The sequence below is a fragment of the Kitasatospora sp. MAP5-34 genome, from assembly GCF_029894335.1.
Lineage (GTDB): Bacteria > Actinomycetota > Actinomycetes > Streptomycetales > Streptomycetaceae > Kitasatospora.
On the sequence record NZ_JARXZC010000003.1, the window covers coordinates 237355 to 254367 of the forward strand.

General features: G+C 71.9%; 19 protein-coding genes. 15 read left to right on the plus strand and 4 right to left on the minus strand.

The window, feature by feature from the left end; translation table 11 throughout:
* Positions 1-7 precede the first annotated feature (7 nt).
* Entirely contained in the window at positions 8-595 is a 588-nt protein-coding gene (locus P3T29_RS04705; RefSeq protein ID WP_280714976.1) for a TetR family transcriptional regulator, read from the plus strand.
* Positions 596-677: 82 nt separating this feature from the next.
* Here the strand turns inward: P3T29_RS04705 and P3T29_RS04710 are convergent, their stop codons facing one another.
* A complete protein-coding gene (locus P3T29_RS04710) occupies positions 678-944 on the minus strand; it encodes a GlsB/YeaQ/YmgE family stress response membrane protein (RefSeq protein WP_280714977.1) in 267 nt (88 codons plus the stop codon).
* Between the two features lie 186 nt (positions 945-1130).
* Here P3T29_RS04710 and P3T29_RS04715 point away from each other — a divergent pair, with 186 nt between their 5' ends.
* The 10 genes from P3T29_RS04715 to P3T29_RS04760 all read left to right on the plus strand — a co-directional run bounded on the left by P3T29_RS04715 (position 1131) and on the right by P3T29_RS04760 (position 9095).
* Positions 1131-1892 carry a response regulator transcription factor gene (locus tag P3T29_RS04715; RefSeq protein ID WP_280714978.1) on the plus strand — a complete coding sequence of 254 codons (762 nt, stop codon included), beginning with the start codon at positions 1131-1133 and terminating at the stop codon, positions 1890-1892.
* Positions 1889-3361: a HAMP domain-containing sensor histidine kinase gene (locus P3T29_RS04720; protein ID WP_280714979.1), complete on the plus strand. Its 1473-nt coding sequence runs from the start codon at positions 1889-1891 to the stop codon at positions 3359-3361. The genes P3T29_RS04715 and P3T29_RS04720 overlap by 4 nt, the downstream gene beginning before the upstream one ends.
* 136 nt (positions 3362-3497) lie before the next feature.
* Positions 3498-3890 (plus strand): hypothetical protein, encoded by a 393-nt coding sequence (locus P3T29_RS04725; protein WP_280714980.1) that lies wholly within the window; start codon positions 3498-3500, stop codon positions 3888-3890.
* Positions 3887-4111 (plus strand): hypothetical protein, encoded by a 225-nt coding sequence (locus P3T29_RS04730; protein WP_280714981.1) that lies wholly within the window; start codon positions 3887-3889, stop codon positions 4109-4111. The genes P3T29_RS04725 and P3T29_RS04730 overlap by 4 nt, the downstream gene beginning before the upstream one ends.
* A gap of 371 nt (positions 4112-4482) precedes the next feature.
* Positions 4483-5004, plus strand: a complete 522-nt coding sequence (locus P3T29_RS04735; RefSeq protein WP_280714982.1) for a cysteine dioxygenase family protein — start codon at positions 4483-4485, stop codon at positions 5002-5004.
* Positions 4998-5384 (plus strand): rhodanese-like domain-containing protein, encoded by a 387-nt coding sequence (locus P3T29_RS04740; protein WP_280714983.1) that lies wholly within the window; start codon positions 4998-5000, stop codon positions 5382-5384. The genes P3T29_RS04735 and P3T29_RS04740 overlap by 7 nt, the downstream gene beginning before the upstream one ends.
* A 352-nt stretch (positions 5385-5736) precedes the next feature.
* Positions 5737-6792, plus strand: coding sequence for an ATP-binding cassette domain-containing protein (locus P3T29_RS04745; RefSeq protein WP_280714984.1), 1056 nt, complete (start codon positions 5737-5739; stop codon positions 6790-6792).
* On the plus strand, positions 6782-7450 hold the full coding sequence (locus P3T29_RS04750) for an ABC transporter permease (protein ID WP_280714985.1): 669 nt from the start codon (positions 6782-6784) through the stop codon (positions 7448-7450). The genes P3T29_RS04745 and P3T29_RS04750 overlap by 11 nt, the downstream gene beginning before the upstream one ends.
* Positions 7447-8157, plus strand: a complete 711-nt coding sequence (locus P3T29_RS04755; RefSeq protein ID WP_280714986.1) for an ABC transporter permease — start codon at positions 7447-7449, stop codon at positions 8155-8157. The genes P3T29_RS04750 and P3T29_RS04755 overlap by 4 nt, the downstream gene beginning before the upstream one ends.
* Before the next feature lie 29 nt (positions 8158-8186).
* Positions 8187-9095: an ABC transporter substrate-binding protein gene (locus P3T29_RS04760; RefSeq protein ID WP_280714987.1), complete on the plus strand. Its 909-nt coding sequence runs from the start codon at positions 8187-8189 to the stop codon at positions 9093-9095.
* 73 nt (positions 9096-9168) lie between these two features.
* Here P3T29_RS04760 and P3T29_RS04765 read toward each other — a convergent pair whose 3' ends face one another.
* A complete protein-coding gene (locus P3T29_RS04765) occupies positions 9169-9810 on the minus strand; it encodes a transglycosylase SLT domain-containing protein (protein WP_280714988.1) in 642 nt (213 codons plus the stop codon).
* 982 nt (positions 9811-10792) lie between these two features.
* Here P3T29_RS04765 and P3T29_RS04770 point away from each other — a divergent pair.
* Positions 10793-12541 (plus strand): chitinase, encoded by a 1749-nt coding sequence (locus P3T29_RS04770; protein WP_280714989.1) that lies wholly within the window; start codon positions 10793-10795, stop codon positions 12539-12541.
* A 215-nt stretch (positions 12542-12756) separates the two neighbouring features.
* Here P3T29_RS04770 and P3T29_RS04775 read toward each other — a convergent pair whose 3' ends face one another.
* A complete protein-coding gene (locus P3T29_RS04775; RefSeq protein WP_280714990.1) occupies positions 12757-13938 on the minus strand; it encodes an acyl-CoA dehydrogenase family protein in 1182 nt (393 codons plus the stop codon).
* Between the two features lie 258 nt (positions 13939-14196).
* Here P3T29_RS04775 and P3T29_RS04780 point away from each other — a divergent pair, with 258 nt between their 5' ends.
* Positions 14197-15210 carry a chitinase gene (locus tag P3T29_RS04780; protein ID WP_280714991.1) on the plus strand — a complete coding sequence of 338 codons (1014 nt, stop codon included), beginning with the start codon at positions 14197-14199 and terminating at the stop codon, positions 15208-15210.
* Between the two features lie 117 nt (positions 15211-15327).
* On the opposite strand, the gene P3T29_RS04785 is transcribed toward P3T29_RS04780, so the two are convergent.
* Positions 15328-15651: a hypothetical protein gene (locus P3T29_RS04785; protein WP_280714992.1), complete on the minus strand. Its 324-nt coding sequence runs from the start codon at positions 15649-15651 to the stop codon at positions 15328-15330.
* A 167-nt stretch (positions 15652-15818) separates the two neighbouring features.
* Between P3T29_RS04785 and P3T29_RS04790 the strand changes: the two genes are divergently transcribed.
* Positions 15819-16568: a carbon-nitrogen hydrolase family protein gene (locus tag P3T29_RS04790; protein WP_280714993.1), complete on the plus strand. Its 750-nt coding sequence runs from the start codon at positions 15819-15821 to the stop codon at positions 16566-16568.
* Between the two features lie 38 nt (positions 16569-16606).
* Positions 16607-16972: a YrdB family protein gene (locus tag P3T29_RS04795; RefSeq protein ID WP_280714994.1), complete on the plus strand. Its 366-nt coding sequence runs from the start codon at positions 16607-16609 to the stop codon at positions 16970-16972.
* The last annotated feature ends 41 nt before the right edge of the window (positions 16973-17013 follow it).

A 17013-nucleotide genomic window follows, 5' to 3' on the forward strand; every position in this document is an offset into this window, starting at 1 on the left:
CCTCCCCGTGACCACGGACAGCACCCTCACCCCCGAGCAGATCCTGAGCGCGGCGGAGGACGTCCTGCGGCGGTTCGGCCCGGCCAAAGCCACCGTCGTGGACATCGCCCGCAGCCTCGGCGTCAGCCACGGCAGCGTCTACCGGCACTTCCCGAGCAAGGCCGCGCTCCGCGAGGCCGTGACCCAGCGCTGGCTCGACCAGGCGCACCACACGCTCGCCCCGATCACCATGGAGCGCGGCCCCGCGCCCGAGCGGCTGCACCGCTGGCTGGCGACGCTGTTCGCCGCCAAGCGCCGGAAGGCGCTGGACGACCCCGAGATGTTCGCCACTTACCTGGCGCTGGTGAACGAGACCAGCAACACCGTGGAGGCGCACCTCGAAACCCTCACCGCCCAGATCGGCACGATCATCCAGGACGGCATCCACCAGGGCGAGTTCCGGCCGACCCACGTGGGCACCGCCGCCCGCGCGGTCTTCCAGGCGACGGCGCACTTCCACGACCCGGCGCACTCGGCCGAGTGGTCCTCGCCGCGCGCGGAGAGCGACTTCGAGGCCCTCTGGACCCTGCTGCTGACCGGTCTGCGCGCGTCCTGAGCAGGCCCTGACGACAGCAGGCCCCGGCGCCAAGCAGACCCTGACGACAAGCGATGACAAGCAGGGTCCGGGCTCCGCGGCGTCAGCGGCGCGAGTTGCCGAAGAAGATGCGGTAGATGATCAGCAGCACCAGCGCTCCGGCGATCGCCGACCCCCAGGTCGCCAGGTCGAAGAAGTGCTTGGCGACCGGCCGGTGCAGGAAGTGCGAGGAGAGCCAGCCCCCGACGAACGAGCCGGCTATGCCGATCAGCGTGGTGACGACCAGGCCGCCCGGATCCCGTCCGGGCAGCAGGATCTTGGCGATGCCCCCCGCGAGGAGGCCGAGAATGATCCAGCTGACAATGCCCATACCGTCGCTCCTGCCCTCCACCGGGCCGTCCGTCACGGGCAGCCGTACCGGTAGGGACGTCGGCGCGGCCCACCCGGTTGCGCCGGCCTCCGTGTGACGACCCGGCCGCCCGGAACCCCGCCTGCCGTCGGGTCCGGGAATCGTGAGATGGTCGGGCCGCACCGAGGGGGCAGGAGAGAGGGCACTATGACCGGCAGCACGACGACCGGCACTCCGACCGCCACCGGACGAGTCCTGGTGGCGGACGACGACGACGCCATCCGCCGGTCGCTCGAGCGCGGCCTGCGGCTGAGCGGCTTCACCGTGCTGCTCGCCGAGGACGGGCCCGGCACGCTGGAGCTGGCCACCCGGGAGGCGCCCGACGTCCTGGTGCTGGACGTGTCAATGCCGGGTCTCACCGGGACGGAGGTCTGCCGCAGCCTGCGCGCCAGGGGGGACGAGACTCCGGTGCTGATGCTGTCGGCGCTGGACGAGCTCGCCGACCGGGTCGCCGGGCTGCAGGCCGGCGCGGACGACTACCTGGTCAAGCCGTTCGCCCTGGAGGAGCTGGTACTCCGCTTGCAGGCGCTGCTCCGCCGCCGCCCGGCCCCCGACCAGACCAATACCCGGCAGGCCGACGTGCTGCGGGCCGGACCGCTGGTGATCGACCCGGCGACCCGGCAGGCGCACCAGGACGGCATCGAACTCCACCTCACCCGGCGGGAGTTCGAGCTGCTCGTGCAACTCGTCCGGAACGCCGGGATCGTCCTCACCCGGGACCAGCTGCTGGACCGCGTCTGGGGCTACGACTTCGAGGTCCGCACCGATGCCGTCGACACCTTCATCAGCTACCTCCGCCGCAAGCTGGAGGAGCGCGGGCAGCCGCGTCTGATCCACACCGTGCGCGGCGTCGGCTTCGTGCTGCGCCTGCCCGAGACGCCACGGTTCCACCCCCGGAGCGGCTCATGAAACTCGCGACCCGCATCGCCCTGTCGGTGACCGTGGTGGTGCCGCTGCTGGTACTCGCCGCCGGGCTGCTGCTGCTCGGGCTGGTCAACCGCGATCTGCACAACCAGCAGGACACCCGGCTGCAGGACCAGGCCTCGGCGACCCTCCCGGACGTGCGGACGCTGCTGGCGGCCACCCGCAACGACCGGCTGAAGGTCGAGCAGAACCAGCACCGCCTGATCGTCGGCGAGTTGCTCGACGCGGGCATCCGGGTCCAGGCGGCGGACGGCACGATCGTCCTGGAGGGCGGCCCCCAGCCCGCCGACACCGCGCAATTGCCGAAGGCGACGCCGGGCGGGCCCGTCACCCTGCGGGCCAAGGGCCGCGCCTGGCGGGTGCTGACCGTCCCGGTGAACGGGCCCGCGCCGGGCGCGCTCTGGCTGTTCGCCCCCGCCTCCGCCACCGAGCCGCAGATCGCCGCCGTGCGCGGCCGGGTGGTGCTGGTCGCGCTGCTGGCGGCGCCGGTGGCCGGCCTGCTCGGGTACGCGCTCGCGGGGCGGGCCACCGCCTCGGTCCGCCGACTGAGCCGCCGGGCGGCCGAACTCGACCCGGGAGCGGGTGCGGCCGCCTTCCCCACCGCGCCGGTGCACATCACCGAGGTGGACGAACTCTCCTCCGCCATCGGCCAGTTGCTGGCCCGGTACGACCAACAGGCGCACCGGACGGCACAGGCGCTGGACACCGCGAGGTCGTTCTCCTCCGCCGCCTCGCACGAGCTGCGTACGCCGCTGATGAGCATGCGCACCGACCTGGACGTCCTCGCCGCCCACCCCGACCTCCCGGCCGAGGAACGGGCCGAGGTGGTTGGGGACTTGCAGCGCGACCACGCCCGCTTGCTGGAACTGCTCACCGCGCTGCGGATGTTGGCCCAGGGCGACCTGGTGGAGGTCTCCGCGTTCGGTCCGCTCGACCTGTCCGAGCTGGTGGACACCGTCGTCGGCGAGACCCTACGCCGCCACCCCGAGGTGCAGTTGAGTGCCGAACTGCCTTCGGAGCTGCGGGTCTTCGGTTGGGACGCCGGGCTGCGGATCCTGCTCGCCAACCTGCTCGGCAACGCCGTGGTGCACGGCCATCTGCCGGACCGACCTGCCCGGATCACCGTACGGCTGCGCGCCGAGAATGGGGTGCAGCCGTCCGGTGATCCGGGCGGGCAGGCGGTGCTGACCGTGGACGACGCGGGCCCCGGCATCCCACCCGGCGAGCGGGAGGCGGTCTTCCGCCGGTTCCACCACCGACCCGGCAGCCCCGGGTCCGGGCTCGGGCTGACGCTGGTCGCCCAGCAGGCGGCGCTGCACCGGGGCACGGTCACCGTCGGCACGCCGCCGACCGGCACCGGCACGCGGTTCGAACTGCGGCTGCCACTACTGGCCGTGGACGCCCCGACCCTCGAACTGCCCACCCGCCGCGACTGGATCTCCCGGGGCAACTGACGGATCCCGCCGACGCGCGTCCGCGCGAGCCGGCTCGGTGGGAAACCCACAAGGAATCCACAAGAACCCTCACTACCGTCGTGCTCGGCCGGTCCGCCAGTGGACCGTCCCACCCGGCATCGAAGGGGATTCACCCATGCTCGCGAACCGTAAGTCCGCCGCCGTGCTCGGCGCCCTCGCCCTGGCCGGCGCCCTGTTCGCCGCCGCCCCCGCGCAGGCCGCGACGACGACCGCCAAGGCCGCCCCGAAGGGCGACGGCGCCAAGGTCATCTGCAACCGCCTGCCGAAGACCGAGGCCCGGGTCGACGCCGCGATCACCCGGCTGAACGGCGCCGTGACCGTGCCCGGCTCGATCGCCCGGCTGGAGCAGCGCGTCGCCGACGCCAAGACCGCCGGCCACACCGAGATCTACAACTACCTCAACGACCGGCTGACCTTCCGCAAGAGCCTGCTGCCCACCCTGGAGACCCGGCAGGCCGACCTGAAGGCCGTCAACACCTGGTGCACCGCCCAGGACAACGCCAAGTGACCGTGACGCGCCGCATCGCCACGGGGTTCGCGGCCCTGGCCGGGGCCGCACTGCTGCTCACCGGCTGCGGGCACGGCTCCACGGCGACCGCCGGCCCACCGAGCAGTAGCAGCAGTTCCGGCAGCACCGACGACGCGAAGCTCAAGGACATGCAGCAGAAGGTGGACTCCGCCGAGAGCGCCGCCGCCCAGGCCGACTCGGACGCCACCCGGAACAACTGATCAACAAACGGAAACACCGTACGGCCTGCCCCGTCTCCCCCGGGGCAGGCCGTACTCGTCCGTGGGGAGCGCCCAGCGAGCCCCAGCCGCACCACGAGGGTGACACCGCTCCTCTCGCCTGCTGGACCGCGCTTGACGCGCCGCCATCCCTCCGTCACGATCAGCGCATGAACACCGGCACCACTCTGGTCTGCCGCCTGCACGTCGATCTGCGACGCCAGGCGAGCGACATGTGTGCCTGCTGACGGATCACTCCGCCCTGTGACCTCTTCCAGGGTCTGATCCGCACTCCCCCGAGCTCTCTCCTCCCTGCCGCCGTGCGCGCCCCGACCGCGCCCGGCCGCCCCCTTCGGCCTCCCCGAGGACTCCCCATGAGCCTGGACCTGGCACCTGCCCACACCCGGACGAACCCCGGCACCCGCTCACGGACCGGGCCCATCGCGCTCTCACCCAACGCGCTGCGCAAGATCGTCCAGGACGTCGCCGACCAGCCCGACGAGTGGCTGCCCCGGGTCCGGCTCGCGTCCGGCGAACGCTGGTACGAGCGGCTCAGGCTCGCCGACGACCACGAGGTGTGGCTGATCAGCTGGCTGCCCGGGCAGTCCACCGGGTTCCACGACCACGGCGGGTCGCGCGGCGCGTTCCTGGTGGCGCTGGGAGAACTGGAGGAGCTCTCGCTCGCCGGCCCCGCGCAGGGGCTGCTGATGCGCCGGGTCGGCTCCGGCACGGCGCGCGCCTTCGGGCCGGACTACCTGCACGACGTGCGCAACACGACCGCCGGAGCGGCGGTCACCATCCACGCGTACTCGCCGCCGTTGAGCGAGATGTCACGCTACGAACTGCGGGCCGGCGGCCTGGTCCGCACCGCGACGGAAGGACCGGAACAGTGGTGACCACGATCGACGAGCTGGTGGCGCGAGCGCGGGACGGGGTGCACCGGCCGGGCCCGGCGCAGGCGTACCGGGAGGCTGCGGCGGGCGCGCTGCTGGTCGACATCCGGCCGGTGGCGCAGCGGGCGCGCGAGGGTTCGATCCCGGGTGCGCTGGTCATCGAGCGCAACGTGCTGGAGTGGCGGCTCGATCCGACCGGGAGTCACCGGATCCCCGAGGCGACCGGCCACGAGCTGCGGGTGATCGTGGTCTGCTCGGAGGGTTACGCGTCGAGTCTCGCCGCCGCGAGCCTGCGCGAACTGGGCCTGGACCGGGCCACCGACCTGGACGGCGGGTTCGTCGCCTGGGCCGCGGCCGGGCTGCCGACCCTTACGGAGGGCTGACGACCGACCCGTCAGGCCCTCGAACACCGTCAACCTCTGACAGAGTCAGACTTGCTTACTGTCAGACTGCAAGCCACGACCGGCACCGGGCGCCAAAGAGCGACCGGCAAATGGTGGGCGGATGAAGGAGCGCCCGCCGCGCCAGCGGCAGGTGTCTGGGTCGGGCCGAGTCTGGGCGGTGCCGACGATGGGGGCACCTCCCGGCCGAAGGCTGGGGGAGAGTCCATGCGGAGCATCGGCGACTGAGGAGAAGCCGTCCGTGGGGGTCCCCCCGGCCGAAGGCTGGGGGAGAGAGTCCGGGCGTCGCGACGCCGCCCACCATTTGCCGGTCGCTCAAAGCTAGGATCGTTCAGTGATCAGATTCGACGGTGCCGCCAAGCGCCACCCAGACGGCACGGTCGCCGTGGCGGGACTCGACCTGGAAGTACCGGCCGGCCGAATAACGGTGCTGGTCGGTCCGTCAGGATGCGGGAAGACCACCATTCTGCGGATGGTCAACCGGATGGTCGAGCCGACCTCGGGCCGGGTCCTGCTGGACGACACCGATGTCACCCGGTTGCCGGCCGCCAAGCTCCGCCGGGGTATCGGCTACGTGATCCAGCAGGCCGGGCTCTTCCCGCACCGGCGGGTGATCGACAACATCGCCACCGTGCCCTACCTGCTCGGCTGGGAGCGGAAGAAGGCCCGGGCCCGCGCCGCCGAACTGCTCGAACTCGTCGGTCTGGCACCGGAGACCGCGAAGCGGTACCCCTTCCAGCTGTCCGGCGGGCAGCAGCAGCGGGTCGGCGTGGCCCGCGCGCTCGCCGCCGATCCGCCGGTGCTGCTGATGGACGAGCCGTTCAGCGCGGTCGACCCAGTCGTCCGGGCCGGGTTGCAGGAAGAACTGCTGCGACTCCAGGGTGAGTTGAACAAGACCGTGCTGTTCGTCACGCACGACATCGAGGAGGCCGTCCGGCTCGGCGACCAGGTCGTCGTGCTGCGCGAACACGGCCTGATCGCCCAACTGGCCGATCCGCACACGCTGCTGACGGCTCCGGCCGACGAGAGCGTGGCCGCCTTCCTCGGCCGGGACCGGGGGCTGCGCGGCCTCGGCCTGCGCTCCGCCGCCGGAGTGGCCGTGCGGCCACTCACCGACACTTCGCAGTACGGCAGTTGGGACCTGACCCGGGAAGCCGAGGGCCGCCCGGCCAACTGGCTTGCCCCGGACGGCTCCACGCACCCCGCTCCCGCGTTCCACCCCGGCACCGACACCCTGCGCACCGCGCTCGACGCCGCCGTACTCTCCGTCGCCGGCCTCGCGGTCGCCGTCGGCCCGGACGGCCGGGCGGTCGGTACCGCCGACCGGGCGGCCGTACTGGCGGCCCTCGCCGACGATCGGGACCGGCCGGTGAGCACCCATGGACGGTGAACCGCTGGTCCGCTGGTACTGGATCGGCGACCACCTGGCGTACCTGCGCGACCTCGCGCTCGACCACGCGGTGATCGCCCTCGTCCCGGTACTGATCGGCCTCCTGATCGCGGTGCCGCTCGGCCTGACCTGCGCCCGCTTCCCCCGGCTGTACCAACCGCTGTCGGCCGTCTTCAACGTGGTGTACGCGCTGCCGTCGCTCGCGGTCTTCGTCGTGCTGATCCCGTACACCGGCCTCGCCACCCGCGCGACCGTGATGGTGCCGCTCACCTGCTACGCGGTCGCGGTACTGCTGCCGACCACGGTGGACGGGCTGCGCGCGGTACCCGAGTCGGTGCGGCAGGCGGCCACCGCGATGGGCTACGGCCCGTGGCACCGGCTGACGGCCGTCGAGCTCCCGGCTTCCGTCCCGTACCTGGTCTCCGGCCTGCGGGTCGCGGCGGTGTCCAGCATCTCGCTGGCGGCCGTCGGCGCGCTGGTCGGGCGGGGCGGGCTGGGCTATCTGTTCATCGACGGCTTCCAGCGCAGCTTCCCGACCCCGATCGTGGCCGGGATCGTGCTGGTGGCGGCGCTCGCGCTGGTCACCGACCTGTTGCTGGTGCTGGCCCGGCGGCTGCTCGCGCCGTGGGCCGTCCGGGAGAAGGGTGCCGCCCGGTGAACTGGACCAACTGGACCGGCTGGATCAGCACCTTCTTCACCGACCCCGCCCGGCGCAGCGGCCCGGACTCGATCGCCAACCGCGTCGGCGAACACCTCACCCTCTGCGGCGAGGCGCTGTTCTGGTCCGCGTTGCTGGCGATCCCGCTCGGCCTGTTGATCGGCTACACCGGGCGCGGCGCCGTCGCCGTCACGGCCCTGACCGGCGTCGCCCGTGCGCTGCCCACCCTCGGGCTGGTCACGCTGGCGGTGCTGCTGGCGGGCGTCGGCGACACCGCCGTCCTGGTACCGCTGATCGCGCTGGCCGCGCCACCCCTGCTGGTGGCCACCGTGGAGGGCATCCGGGGCACCGATCCGGACCTGCGCGACGCGGCCCGGGGAATCGGTCTGACGCACCGTCAGGTACTGTGCCAGGTCTGCCTGCCGGCCGCGCTGCCCACCCTGATCGCGGGGCTCCGCACCGCGACCGTCCAGGTGATCGCGACCGCCACGGTCGCCGCCTACGTGGGCCTCGGCGGACTCGGCCGGTACGTCATCGACGGGCTGGCCACCCGCAACTTCCCGTCGACGGTCGGCGGCGCGCTGCTCGTGGTGCTGCTCGCCGTCGCCGCCCAGCTGTTCTTCTCCCTGCTGCTCCGGTACGGGCTGCCGCCGGGCCTGCGCGCCCAGCGGGCGGCGAGCCGCCGGAGCGGCGGCACCCGACGATGAACCCCCTTTCCACCTCCCGAAGGAGACCCATGTCCTCCCGCGTGATCCGGTCCGTCACCGCCGCCGCAGTACTGCTCGGCGCGGCGGCCTGCAGCTCGTCCGGCAGCGGCGGCGACCCGCTCGCCGGGCCCTCGGCCTCGGGCGGCTCGGGCAAGACCGTGGTGGTCGGTTCGGCCAACTTCCCCGAGAACGTGCTGCTGGCCTCGATCTACTCGCAGGCGCTGAAGGCCAAGGGCGTCAAGGTCCAGGAGAAGTTCAACATCGGCAGCCGCGAGGTGCTCTACGGGCAGCTGGAGAGCGGCAGCCTCACCGTGCTGCCCGAGTACAACGGCGCGCTGCTCGGCTACCTGGACGCCAAGAACACGGCGTCCGGCACGGCGGCGGTCAACGCCGCGCTGCAGGCGAAGCTGCCCGCCTCGCTGGAGATCCTCGACTCGGCCGCCGCCGAGGACAAGGACTCGCTCACCGTCAGCCAGGACAGCGCGACCAAGTTCAATCTGAAGAGCATCGGCGACCTGTCCGCCAAGGCGGCGGACTTCACCATCGGCGGGATGCCGGAGTTCAAGAGCCGCCGTGAGCAGCAGTTCAAGGACGCCTACGGCCTCACCTTCAAGGAGTGGAAGCCGACCGGGGACGCCACCGCCGACGCGCTGAAGGGCGGCACGGTCCAGGTGGGCGACGTGTTCACCACCGACCCGAAGATCCTGCTGCTGAAGCTCGTCACGCTCACCGATCCGAAGAACGTGTTCAGCTCGCAGAACGTCACCCCGCTGGCCAACAAGGCCGGCCTGGACGCGACGGCGACCGGCGCGCTGAACGCGGTCTCCGCCAAGCTGGACACCGCCGGGCTGACGGCCCTGATGAAGCGCGTCAGCGTCGACAAGGAGGACCCGTCGGCGGTGGCTGCGGACTGGCTCAAGACCAACGGCCTCGGCTGAGCCCCTGAACTGCCGCAGCCCCGCACCCGTTCGACGGGTGCGGGGCTGCGCTGCGTACTGTGCCGGGTTCGGCTCAGTACCAGTGGTGGTTCTGCCAGAAGGACCAGGCGGCGTTCGGGCTGCCGTAGCGGTCGTTCATGTAGCCGAGCGTCCACTTGATCTGGGTCTCGGGGTTGGTGCGCCAGTCGGAGCCGGCCGAGGCCATCTTGGAGGCGGGCAGCGCCTGGCCCAGGCCGTAGGAGCCGGACGACGGGTTGGTCGCCGTGATGTTCCAGCTGCTCTCGTGGCTGATGATGTTGGCGAACGAGGCGTACTGGTCGGCCGGGACGATGCTCCTGGCCAGCGCCTGGACGCCGCTCGGGCTGGTGTCGGTGACGACCAGCGCCGGGCGCTCCTCCGAGCGGGAGGCGGCCTGCGGCTGCGCGGGGGCGGGCGCGGCCGGAGCTGCGGGGGCCGCAGGCGCGGCGGCGTGGGTGGCCGGAGCGGCGGGGGCCGCAGGCGCGGCGGCGTGGGTGGCCGGAGCGGCGGGGGCCGCAGGCGCGGCGGCGTGGGTGGCCGGAGCGGCGGGGGCGACCGCCGTCACGACTGCGGCGGAAGCGTTGTCCTCAGGAAGTGCCACCGCGACGACGGAGGCGGCACAGGCAGTCGCCAGACCGGCGGCGGCCACCACGAGGGTGGAGCGTCGGCGCATGGCGGCAAGGAGGGAACTACGCATGAAGTGTGGCCTTCCTGGATCGAGTGAGCCTCGATCGGTTGGACCGGCCTCGGGCGTGCGGCAGCGTGGCGGCATCGAACCGCCCGTTGCGTGTAGTGCGCCGTTGGCCGTGTGGGCACCCCGGTGTCGGGAACCCTCCGGCCCGTGACGGGCGGAGGATGCGTGCCGGAACGAATGGCGCTCCCCTGGACCGGCCCGGGCCGCTGGGGGCGGCCGGTGCGACAGGGCGGAGCGCCTTGCGACTCGTCCAGTTCTAGCCCGGCCGGGCCCGGGGGTTCAAGCACGCCTGCTACGACGCGGCGTAGTAGCGAGCGGGCCGCCTTCGGTTTCACGGACGCCCGCCGAACGCGCCTCCGGCCCGCCCGACCAGCCGGATCGCACCCCATGGCGGCGTCTACGATCGGGCGTCGTTGATTGGAAAGCCTTGTGGCTGGTGTCACGAGCCGGGGCGCCAGATGTCACCCACCGCGACCGCGCGGACACCGGATTCCGCCCGCGCTCCTCCGGCCGGCCCGACTCTGCTCCGGCCCACTCGCCGACAGACCGCGCCAGGCTCTCGCGAGGCCCTCGGGAGCCCCCCGGGGGGCTCGAGCTCGACCGAACCCCGGGCGGGACGCCCCCCGGCGCCCCGCCCGGGACTCTGGGCGGCCGCCTTCCCCGTCGCAGTCGCACGTGTGGTCGATCATGTCCGATCACCTCGCACGGCGGCAACTGATAAACCGTCACCGAAATCACGTCTCAGCAGGCGGACGGCACCGTTGACGAACTGTCAGGGCACTTGACAGACGAGTGGTCCAGACCAACCATAGGCGTTGTCCTTCCGACCGGGCTGCACTGTGGGGGTGTGAACACCGGCCGGCTGTGCTGTCGTGCACTGCCGTACCACCCCAGCAGTACCTGCGTCAGGCGCCGTCATGCCCAAATCCGGGCCAACGGCTTTCACATTCACATCTCTTTCACATTCACATCTGTTGGAGCACCGATGCGCCTTCACAGATCCATCCAGGCCCTGCTGACCAGCGGCGTCACACTGGCCGCCACCGTGGGCCTGGCCGTTGTCGGCGGGAGTGCCGCCCACGCCGCCACCCCGCTGCCGTCGCACGTCTTCGCCCCGTACTTCGAGGCGTGGACCGGCACCGGCCCAGCCGCACTGGCCGCCCAGTCCGGCGACAAGTACCTGACCATGGCGTTCATCCAGACCGCGACCAAGGGCACCTGCACCCCGTACTGGAACGGTGACACCGGCCTGCCGATCGCCGGGTCCAGCTTCGGCTCCGACATCGCCAAGATCCGGGCGGGCGGCGGCGACGTCATACCGTCCTTCGGCGGCTACACGGCCGACAACACCGGCACCGAGGTCGCCGACGGCTGTACCGACGTCAACGCGGTCGCCGCCGCCTACGAGTCCGTCATCACCACGTACGACGCCAGTCGGATCGACCTCGACGTCGAGGACAACTCGCTGACCGACACCGCCGGTATCGACCGCCGCAACAAGGCGATCAAGCTGGTCGAGGACTGGGCCGCCGCCAACGGCCGTTCCGTCCAGTTCTCCTACACGCTGCCGACCACCACCAGCGGGCTGGCGGCCAGTGGGCTCGACGTGCTGAAGAACGCGGTGTCGAACAACGCGCGGATCGACGTCGTGAACCAGATGACGTTCGACTACTACGACGGCGCCACGCACAACATGGCGACGGACGCCGAGAGCGCCTCCACCGGCCTCTACGGCCAGTTGGCCAAGCTGTACCCGGCCAAGAGCGCCGCCCAGCTGTGGGGCTCGATCGGTATCACCGAGATGGTCGGCATCGACGACTACGGCGCCGCCGAGACCTTCAGTACCGCCGACGCCACCGCGATCACCAACTGGGCCACCGGCAAGGGCGTCAACACGCTCTCGTTCTGGGCGCTCCAGCGTGACAACGGCGGCTGTGTCGGCACGGCGGGTTCGGACAGCTGCTCCGGCATCAGCCAGGGCGCCTGGGACTTCAGCCACATCATGGCACCGTTCAGCAACGGCGGCGGGCCGGTCGGCAACGACTTCTCGCTGAGCGACTCCCCGGCCGCCGGCTCGGTGAGCCCGGGTGCCGGGGCCACCGCGACCGTCGGTACGGCCGTCACGGCGGGCACCGCGCAGAACGTGAGCCTGACCGTCAGCGGAGCGCCCGCAGGCGTCACCGCCACCGTCAGCCCCGCCTCGGTCACGGCCGGTGGCAGCGCCACCCTCAGCATCAGCACCACCGCCGCGACAGCGCCCGGCAGTTACCCGCTCACCGTCACCGGCAGCGCCGCCTCCGGCACCCACTCGGCCACCTACACCCTGACCGTCACCGGCAGTGGCGGCGGCGGTTCGGGCCTGGTCAACGGCGGCCTGGAGACGGGCAGCCTCAGCCCGTGGACCTGCCAGAGCGGCGGCGCCGTGGTCAGCACCCCGGTCCACTCGGGCGCGTACGCGATGCAGGCCGCCGCGACCGCCGCGCAGACCGGCGAGTGCGACCAGACCGTCACCCTGAAGCCCAACACCGCCTACACGCTGACCGGTTGGGTGCAGGGCAGCTACGCCTTCCTGGGCGTCAGCGGCGGCGCCAGCGCCTCCACCTGGACCTCGGCGAGCAGTTGGACCAAGCTGAGCGTGCCGTTCACCACCGACGCCACCGGCTCCGTCAGCGTCTACCTGCACGGCTGGTACAGCCAGGGCAACGTCTACGGCGACGACTTCTCGATCGCCTGACGCGGGCATCCGCCCAGGGGCGCGGGTGCGCGGAGAACTGCGCGAGATCGGAAGGCAACGGTCCAGACCCTTCCGATCTCGCGCACGCGGTGAATCACACGCAGTGAATCGCACGCAGTGAATCGCACGCAGTGAATCGCACGCGGTGAATCGCACGCAGTGAATCCAGCAGGGCCTCGCGCCTCCGCTGCTACCGGCTCTCCGGGCGGAACCCGTCAGCGGTAGGCCGACTCGCCGGTGATCGCCTCGCCGAGGACGAGGGTGTGGATCTCGGCGGTGCCTTCGTAAGTGAGCACCGACTCCAGGTTGTTGGCGTGCCGCAGGACCGGGTACTCGGTGGTGATGCCGTTGGCGCCGAGGATGGTCCGGGCACTGCGGGCGATCTCCAGTGCGGCGCGGACGTTGTTGAGCTTGCCGAAGCTGATGTGAGCCGGACGGCACCGGCCCTCGTCCTTGAGGCGGCCGATCCGGACGGCCACCAGATACGCCTTCTCGACCTCGAGCATCATCTCGACCAGCTTCTGCTGGGTCAGTTGGAAGCCGGCGATCGGGCGGTCGAACTGGATCCGGCTCTTCGCGTAGTCCAGCGCCGTGGTGTAGCAGTCGCGGGCGGCGCCGACCGTGCCCCACAGGATGCCGTACCGGGCCTCGCCCAGCGAGGAGAGCGGTCCGCGCAGCCCCTCGACCCCGGGCAGCACCGCGTCGGCGGGCAGTACGACCTCGTCGAAGGCCAACTCGCTGGTCACCGAGGCGCGCAGGGAGAGCTTGCCGTGCACATCGGTGGCGGTCAGGCCCGGCGTTCCGTGCGGCACCAGGAAGCCCCGGACGCCGGTCTCGGTCTGCGCCCAGACCACCGCGACATCGGAGATGCTGCCGTTGGTGATCCACATCTTGCTGCCGGAGAGCACCCAGTCACTGCCCTTGCGCCGCGCCCTGGTCCGCATGTTGGCCGGGTCGGAGCCGAAGTCCGGCTCGGTCAGGGCGAAACAGCCGATCGCCCGGCCGGCCGCCAGGTCCGGCAGCCACTGCTGCTTCTGCTCCTCGGAGCCGTACGCGTGGATGGACCGCATCGCGAGCGAGCCCTGGACGGAGACGAAGCTGCGCAACCCCGAGTCCGCGGCCTCCAGTTCCATACAGGCGACGCCGTACGCGACCGCCGACGAACCGGTGCAGCCGTACCCGTCGAGGTGCATCCCCAGCACCCCGAGCTTGCCCAGTTCGGGCGCGAGTTCGCGGGCCGGGAAGACCCCCTGCTCGAACCACTCGCCGACGTACGGCCGGATCCGCTCGTCGGCGAACTTCCGTACGGTGTCGCGGATCAACCGTTCCTCGTCGGTGAGCAGCTCACCGACGGCGAGCAGGTCGGCGGGGTCGAGGCGGGCAGGGGTGGTTGCCATGTCGGAACTCCTCGGAGCGGATGGGCGGCGCGGCAGGGTGAGCCACGGCGACGAGTATCGCGTACGGGGAGCGCGGCAGGGTACGAGACGCTGCCCACACGGATCATGCCGATCCTCTTGACGCGGTCACGGCGGGCTGGTTCGCTTCCGACAGTGCATTGCATGTTAGGAAACTTTCCTAACATGCAATCAGCCTTTGCCGACCTTGCCCCGCGCTGTCCCCCTCCGTCCTCCCAATGCCCAACGGAACGGTGACCCATGCACCCGCGTACCCTGCTCCGCCCGATCCTCACCCTCGCCACCACCGCCGCCCTCGCGGCCGGCTCCCTGGCACTCGCCCCGGCCGCACCGGCTGTCGCGGCCCCGCCCGCCGTCCACGCCGATCCGGTCGGCCTCAACGCCCCGTACGAGTACCTGGGTTGGGGCAGCCCGCAGAAGCCGACCGACGTGATGGCGGCGACCGGGATCAAGCAGTTCACACTCGCCTTCATGCTCAGCGACGGCGGCTGCAACCCCGCATGGGACGGCAGCCGGGCACTCGCCGGCGGCGGCGACCAGTCCGCGATCAACAGCATCCGGGCGGCCGGCGGGGACGTGGTGGTCTCGTTCGGCGGCTGGAGCGGCGCCAAGCTCGGCGAGAACTGCAGCTCGGCGGGCGCGCTCGCCGGCGCCTACCAGAAGGTGATCAACGCCTACAAGCTCAAGGCGATCGACATCGACATCGAGAACACCGAGGTCTCCAACGCGACTGTCCGGCAGCGGGTGATCAGCGCACTCAAGACCGTGAAGACCACCAACCCCGGCATCAAGGAGTACGTCACCTTCGGCACCACGACCACCGGGCCGGACTCCGACGGGACCGATCTGATCAGGAAGGGCGCGGCGGCCGGCCTCGCCGTCGACGGCTGGACCATCATGCCGTTCGACTTCGGCGGCCACAGCGGCTCGATGGGCTCCGCCACCACCAAGGCAGCCGACGGGCTGAAGAACGCCGTCGCGAGCGCGTACGGCTACGACGCGGCGACCGCGTACCGCCACATCGGCATATCCTCGATGAACGGCGTGACCGACGAGAGCGACGAGTCCGTCTCCACCGCCGACTTCACCACCGTCCTGAACTACGCCACCACCCACCACCTCGCCCGCTTCACCTTCTGGGCCGTCAACCGCGACCGCGCCTGCTCGGGCGGCGCGTCCGCCGGGGACTCGTGCAGCGGCATCGGCCAGTCCTCGTACGCCTTCACCAAGCTCATCGCCAAGTACCACGGCTGAGTGCCACACCCATGGTCACCCCTGGCCGCCCCGGAGAGATCCGGGGCGGCCAGGTTCGCACCACGCCGACTCGCGCGCACAGCGCCCTGGTGCCCCCTGGCGGGTACCGGATCCGGCTCAGCGCTTCGCGGTCAGTGCGGCTTCGGCGAGGTTGTCCCAGTGGGCGGCCGAGGTCGGCGGGACGCAGACCCAGTCCTTCATCGGGCGGCCGTCCGCCGGGTCGAAGAGGTGGGCCCCCGGGAGCTGGAGGGCCTCGGCGTGGGCCGGGGTGTCGCGGCCGAGCCGGCAGACCAACTCGCCACTGTGGAGGCCCGCGAAAGCCTTGCCGTTGACGTCCTTGAGGCAGGGCATGCCGAACATCTGGGAGCGCTTCGCCCCACGCGGCGCCAGCTCGTCGGCGATCTGCTCGTACCGGGCCGCAGGATCGGTGTTCTCTGGCACAGGGGGCATAGGGGTCATAGGGCCATGTTCCCCCCGCGACCGGGCCGCCGCCGCCTGCCATACCCGCTTGCCGCGTCCGGGAGGCCGCCGATAGGTTGTCGATCAAGCCCGTACGCACCGCCGGAGGCGCCACCCGCGCCCCGGCACCGAACCATGGAGTCGTACCCGTGCCCGTGCCCGTACCTGGACCTGGACCTGGACCTGGACAGCTGACCGTCGCCGTCGCCCAGCCCGCCTGCGCCGGTCTCGACGTGGCCGCGAACTCCGCCGTCCACGCCGAGGTCGTCCGGGCCGCCGGGGCCCGCCTGGTGGTGTTCCCCGAACTCTCGCTCACCGGCTACGACCTGACCGCCCCCGCGATCGCCCCGGACGACGCCCGGCTCGCGCCGATCACCGCCGCCTGCCGCGAGACCGGCAGCACCGCCCTGATCTGCGCCGCCGTCACCGAGCCGGGCGGCAGCGAGCCGGGCGGGACCGAATCGATCGCCCTGCTCGCCCTCACCGGCGAGGGCACAACGGTGGTGCACCGGAAGATGTACCTGCACGGCCAGGAGATCGAGCGCTTCACCCCCGGTGCGGAGCACAGCGTGCTGGAGCTGGACGGCGTCCGGATCGGCCTGGCGATCTGCGCCGACGTCTCGGTGCCGCAACACGCCGCCGACACCGCCGCGCTGGGCATCGACGCCTACCTCGGCAGCACCCTCTACGGCGACAGCCCGACCGCGCTCGCCCGCCGCGACAGCCACCTGCGCGACGCCGCCGCGACCCACGGCGTCTGGGCCGTCCTCGCCACCAGCGCGGGCCCCAGCGGCGACTACCCGGCGACCTCCGGCGGCTCGGGCTTCTGGGCCCCCGGCGGCGCACTGTTCACCCAGGCCGGCCCGGAGACCGGCGCGGTGATCAGCGCGACGATCTGACGAACCGTCAAATCCATGCACGGGAAGGCGGGTCCACGGTGATCCCACAGCCGCTGCACGTCGTCAACGAGGGGCTGGCCTTCCTCATCGAGGTCGCCGCGCTCGCCGCACTCTGCTGGTGGGGCTTCAGCACCGGCAGCGGCGTCGTCACCCACCTGGTGCTGGGCCTCGGGGCTCCGCTGCTCGCCGCCGTGCTCTGGGGGATGTTCGCCGCGCCCAAGGCACGGTTCCAGGTCTCGCTGCCCGGTGTGCTGCTGGTCAAGTTCCTGGTGTTCGCCGCCGCCATCGTCGCCCTGTGGGCCATCGGCTGGCACGCCCTCGCCACCGTCCTCGGCGTGGTCGCGGCGGTCAACACGGTCGTCGCGACGGTCGACCGGCACGCCCTGATGCACCGGCGACGGTAGGGGCCGCGCGGGCGGGGCAGCCGAACGGGGGAAGAAGGGGA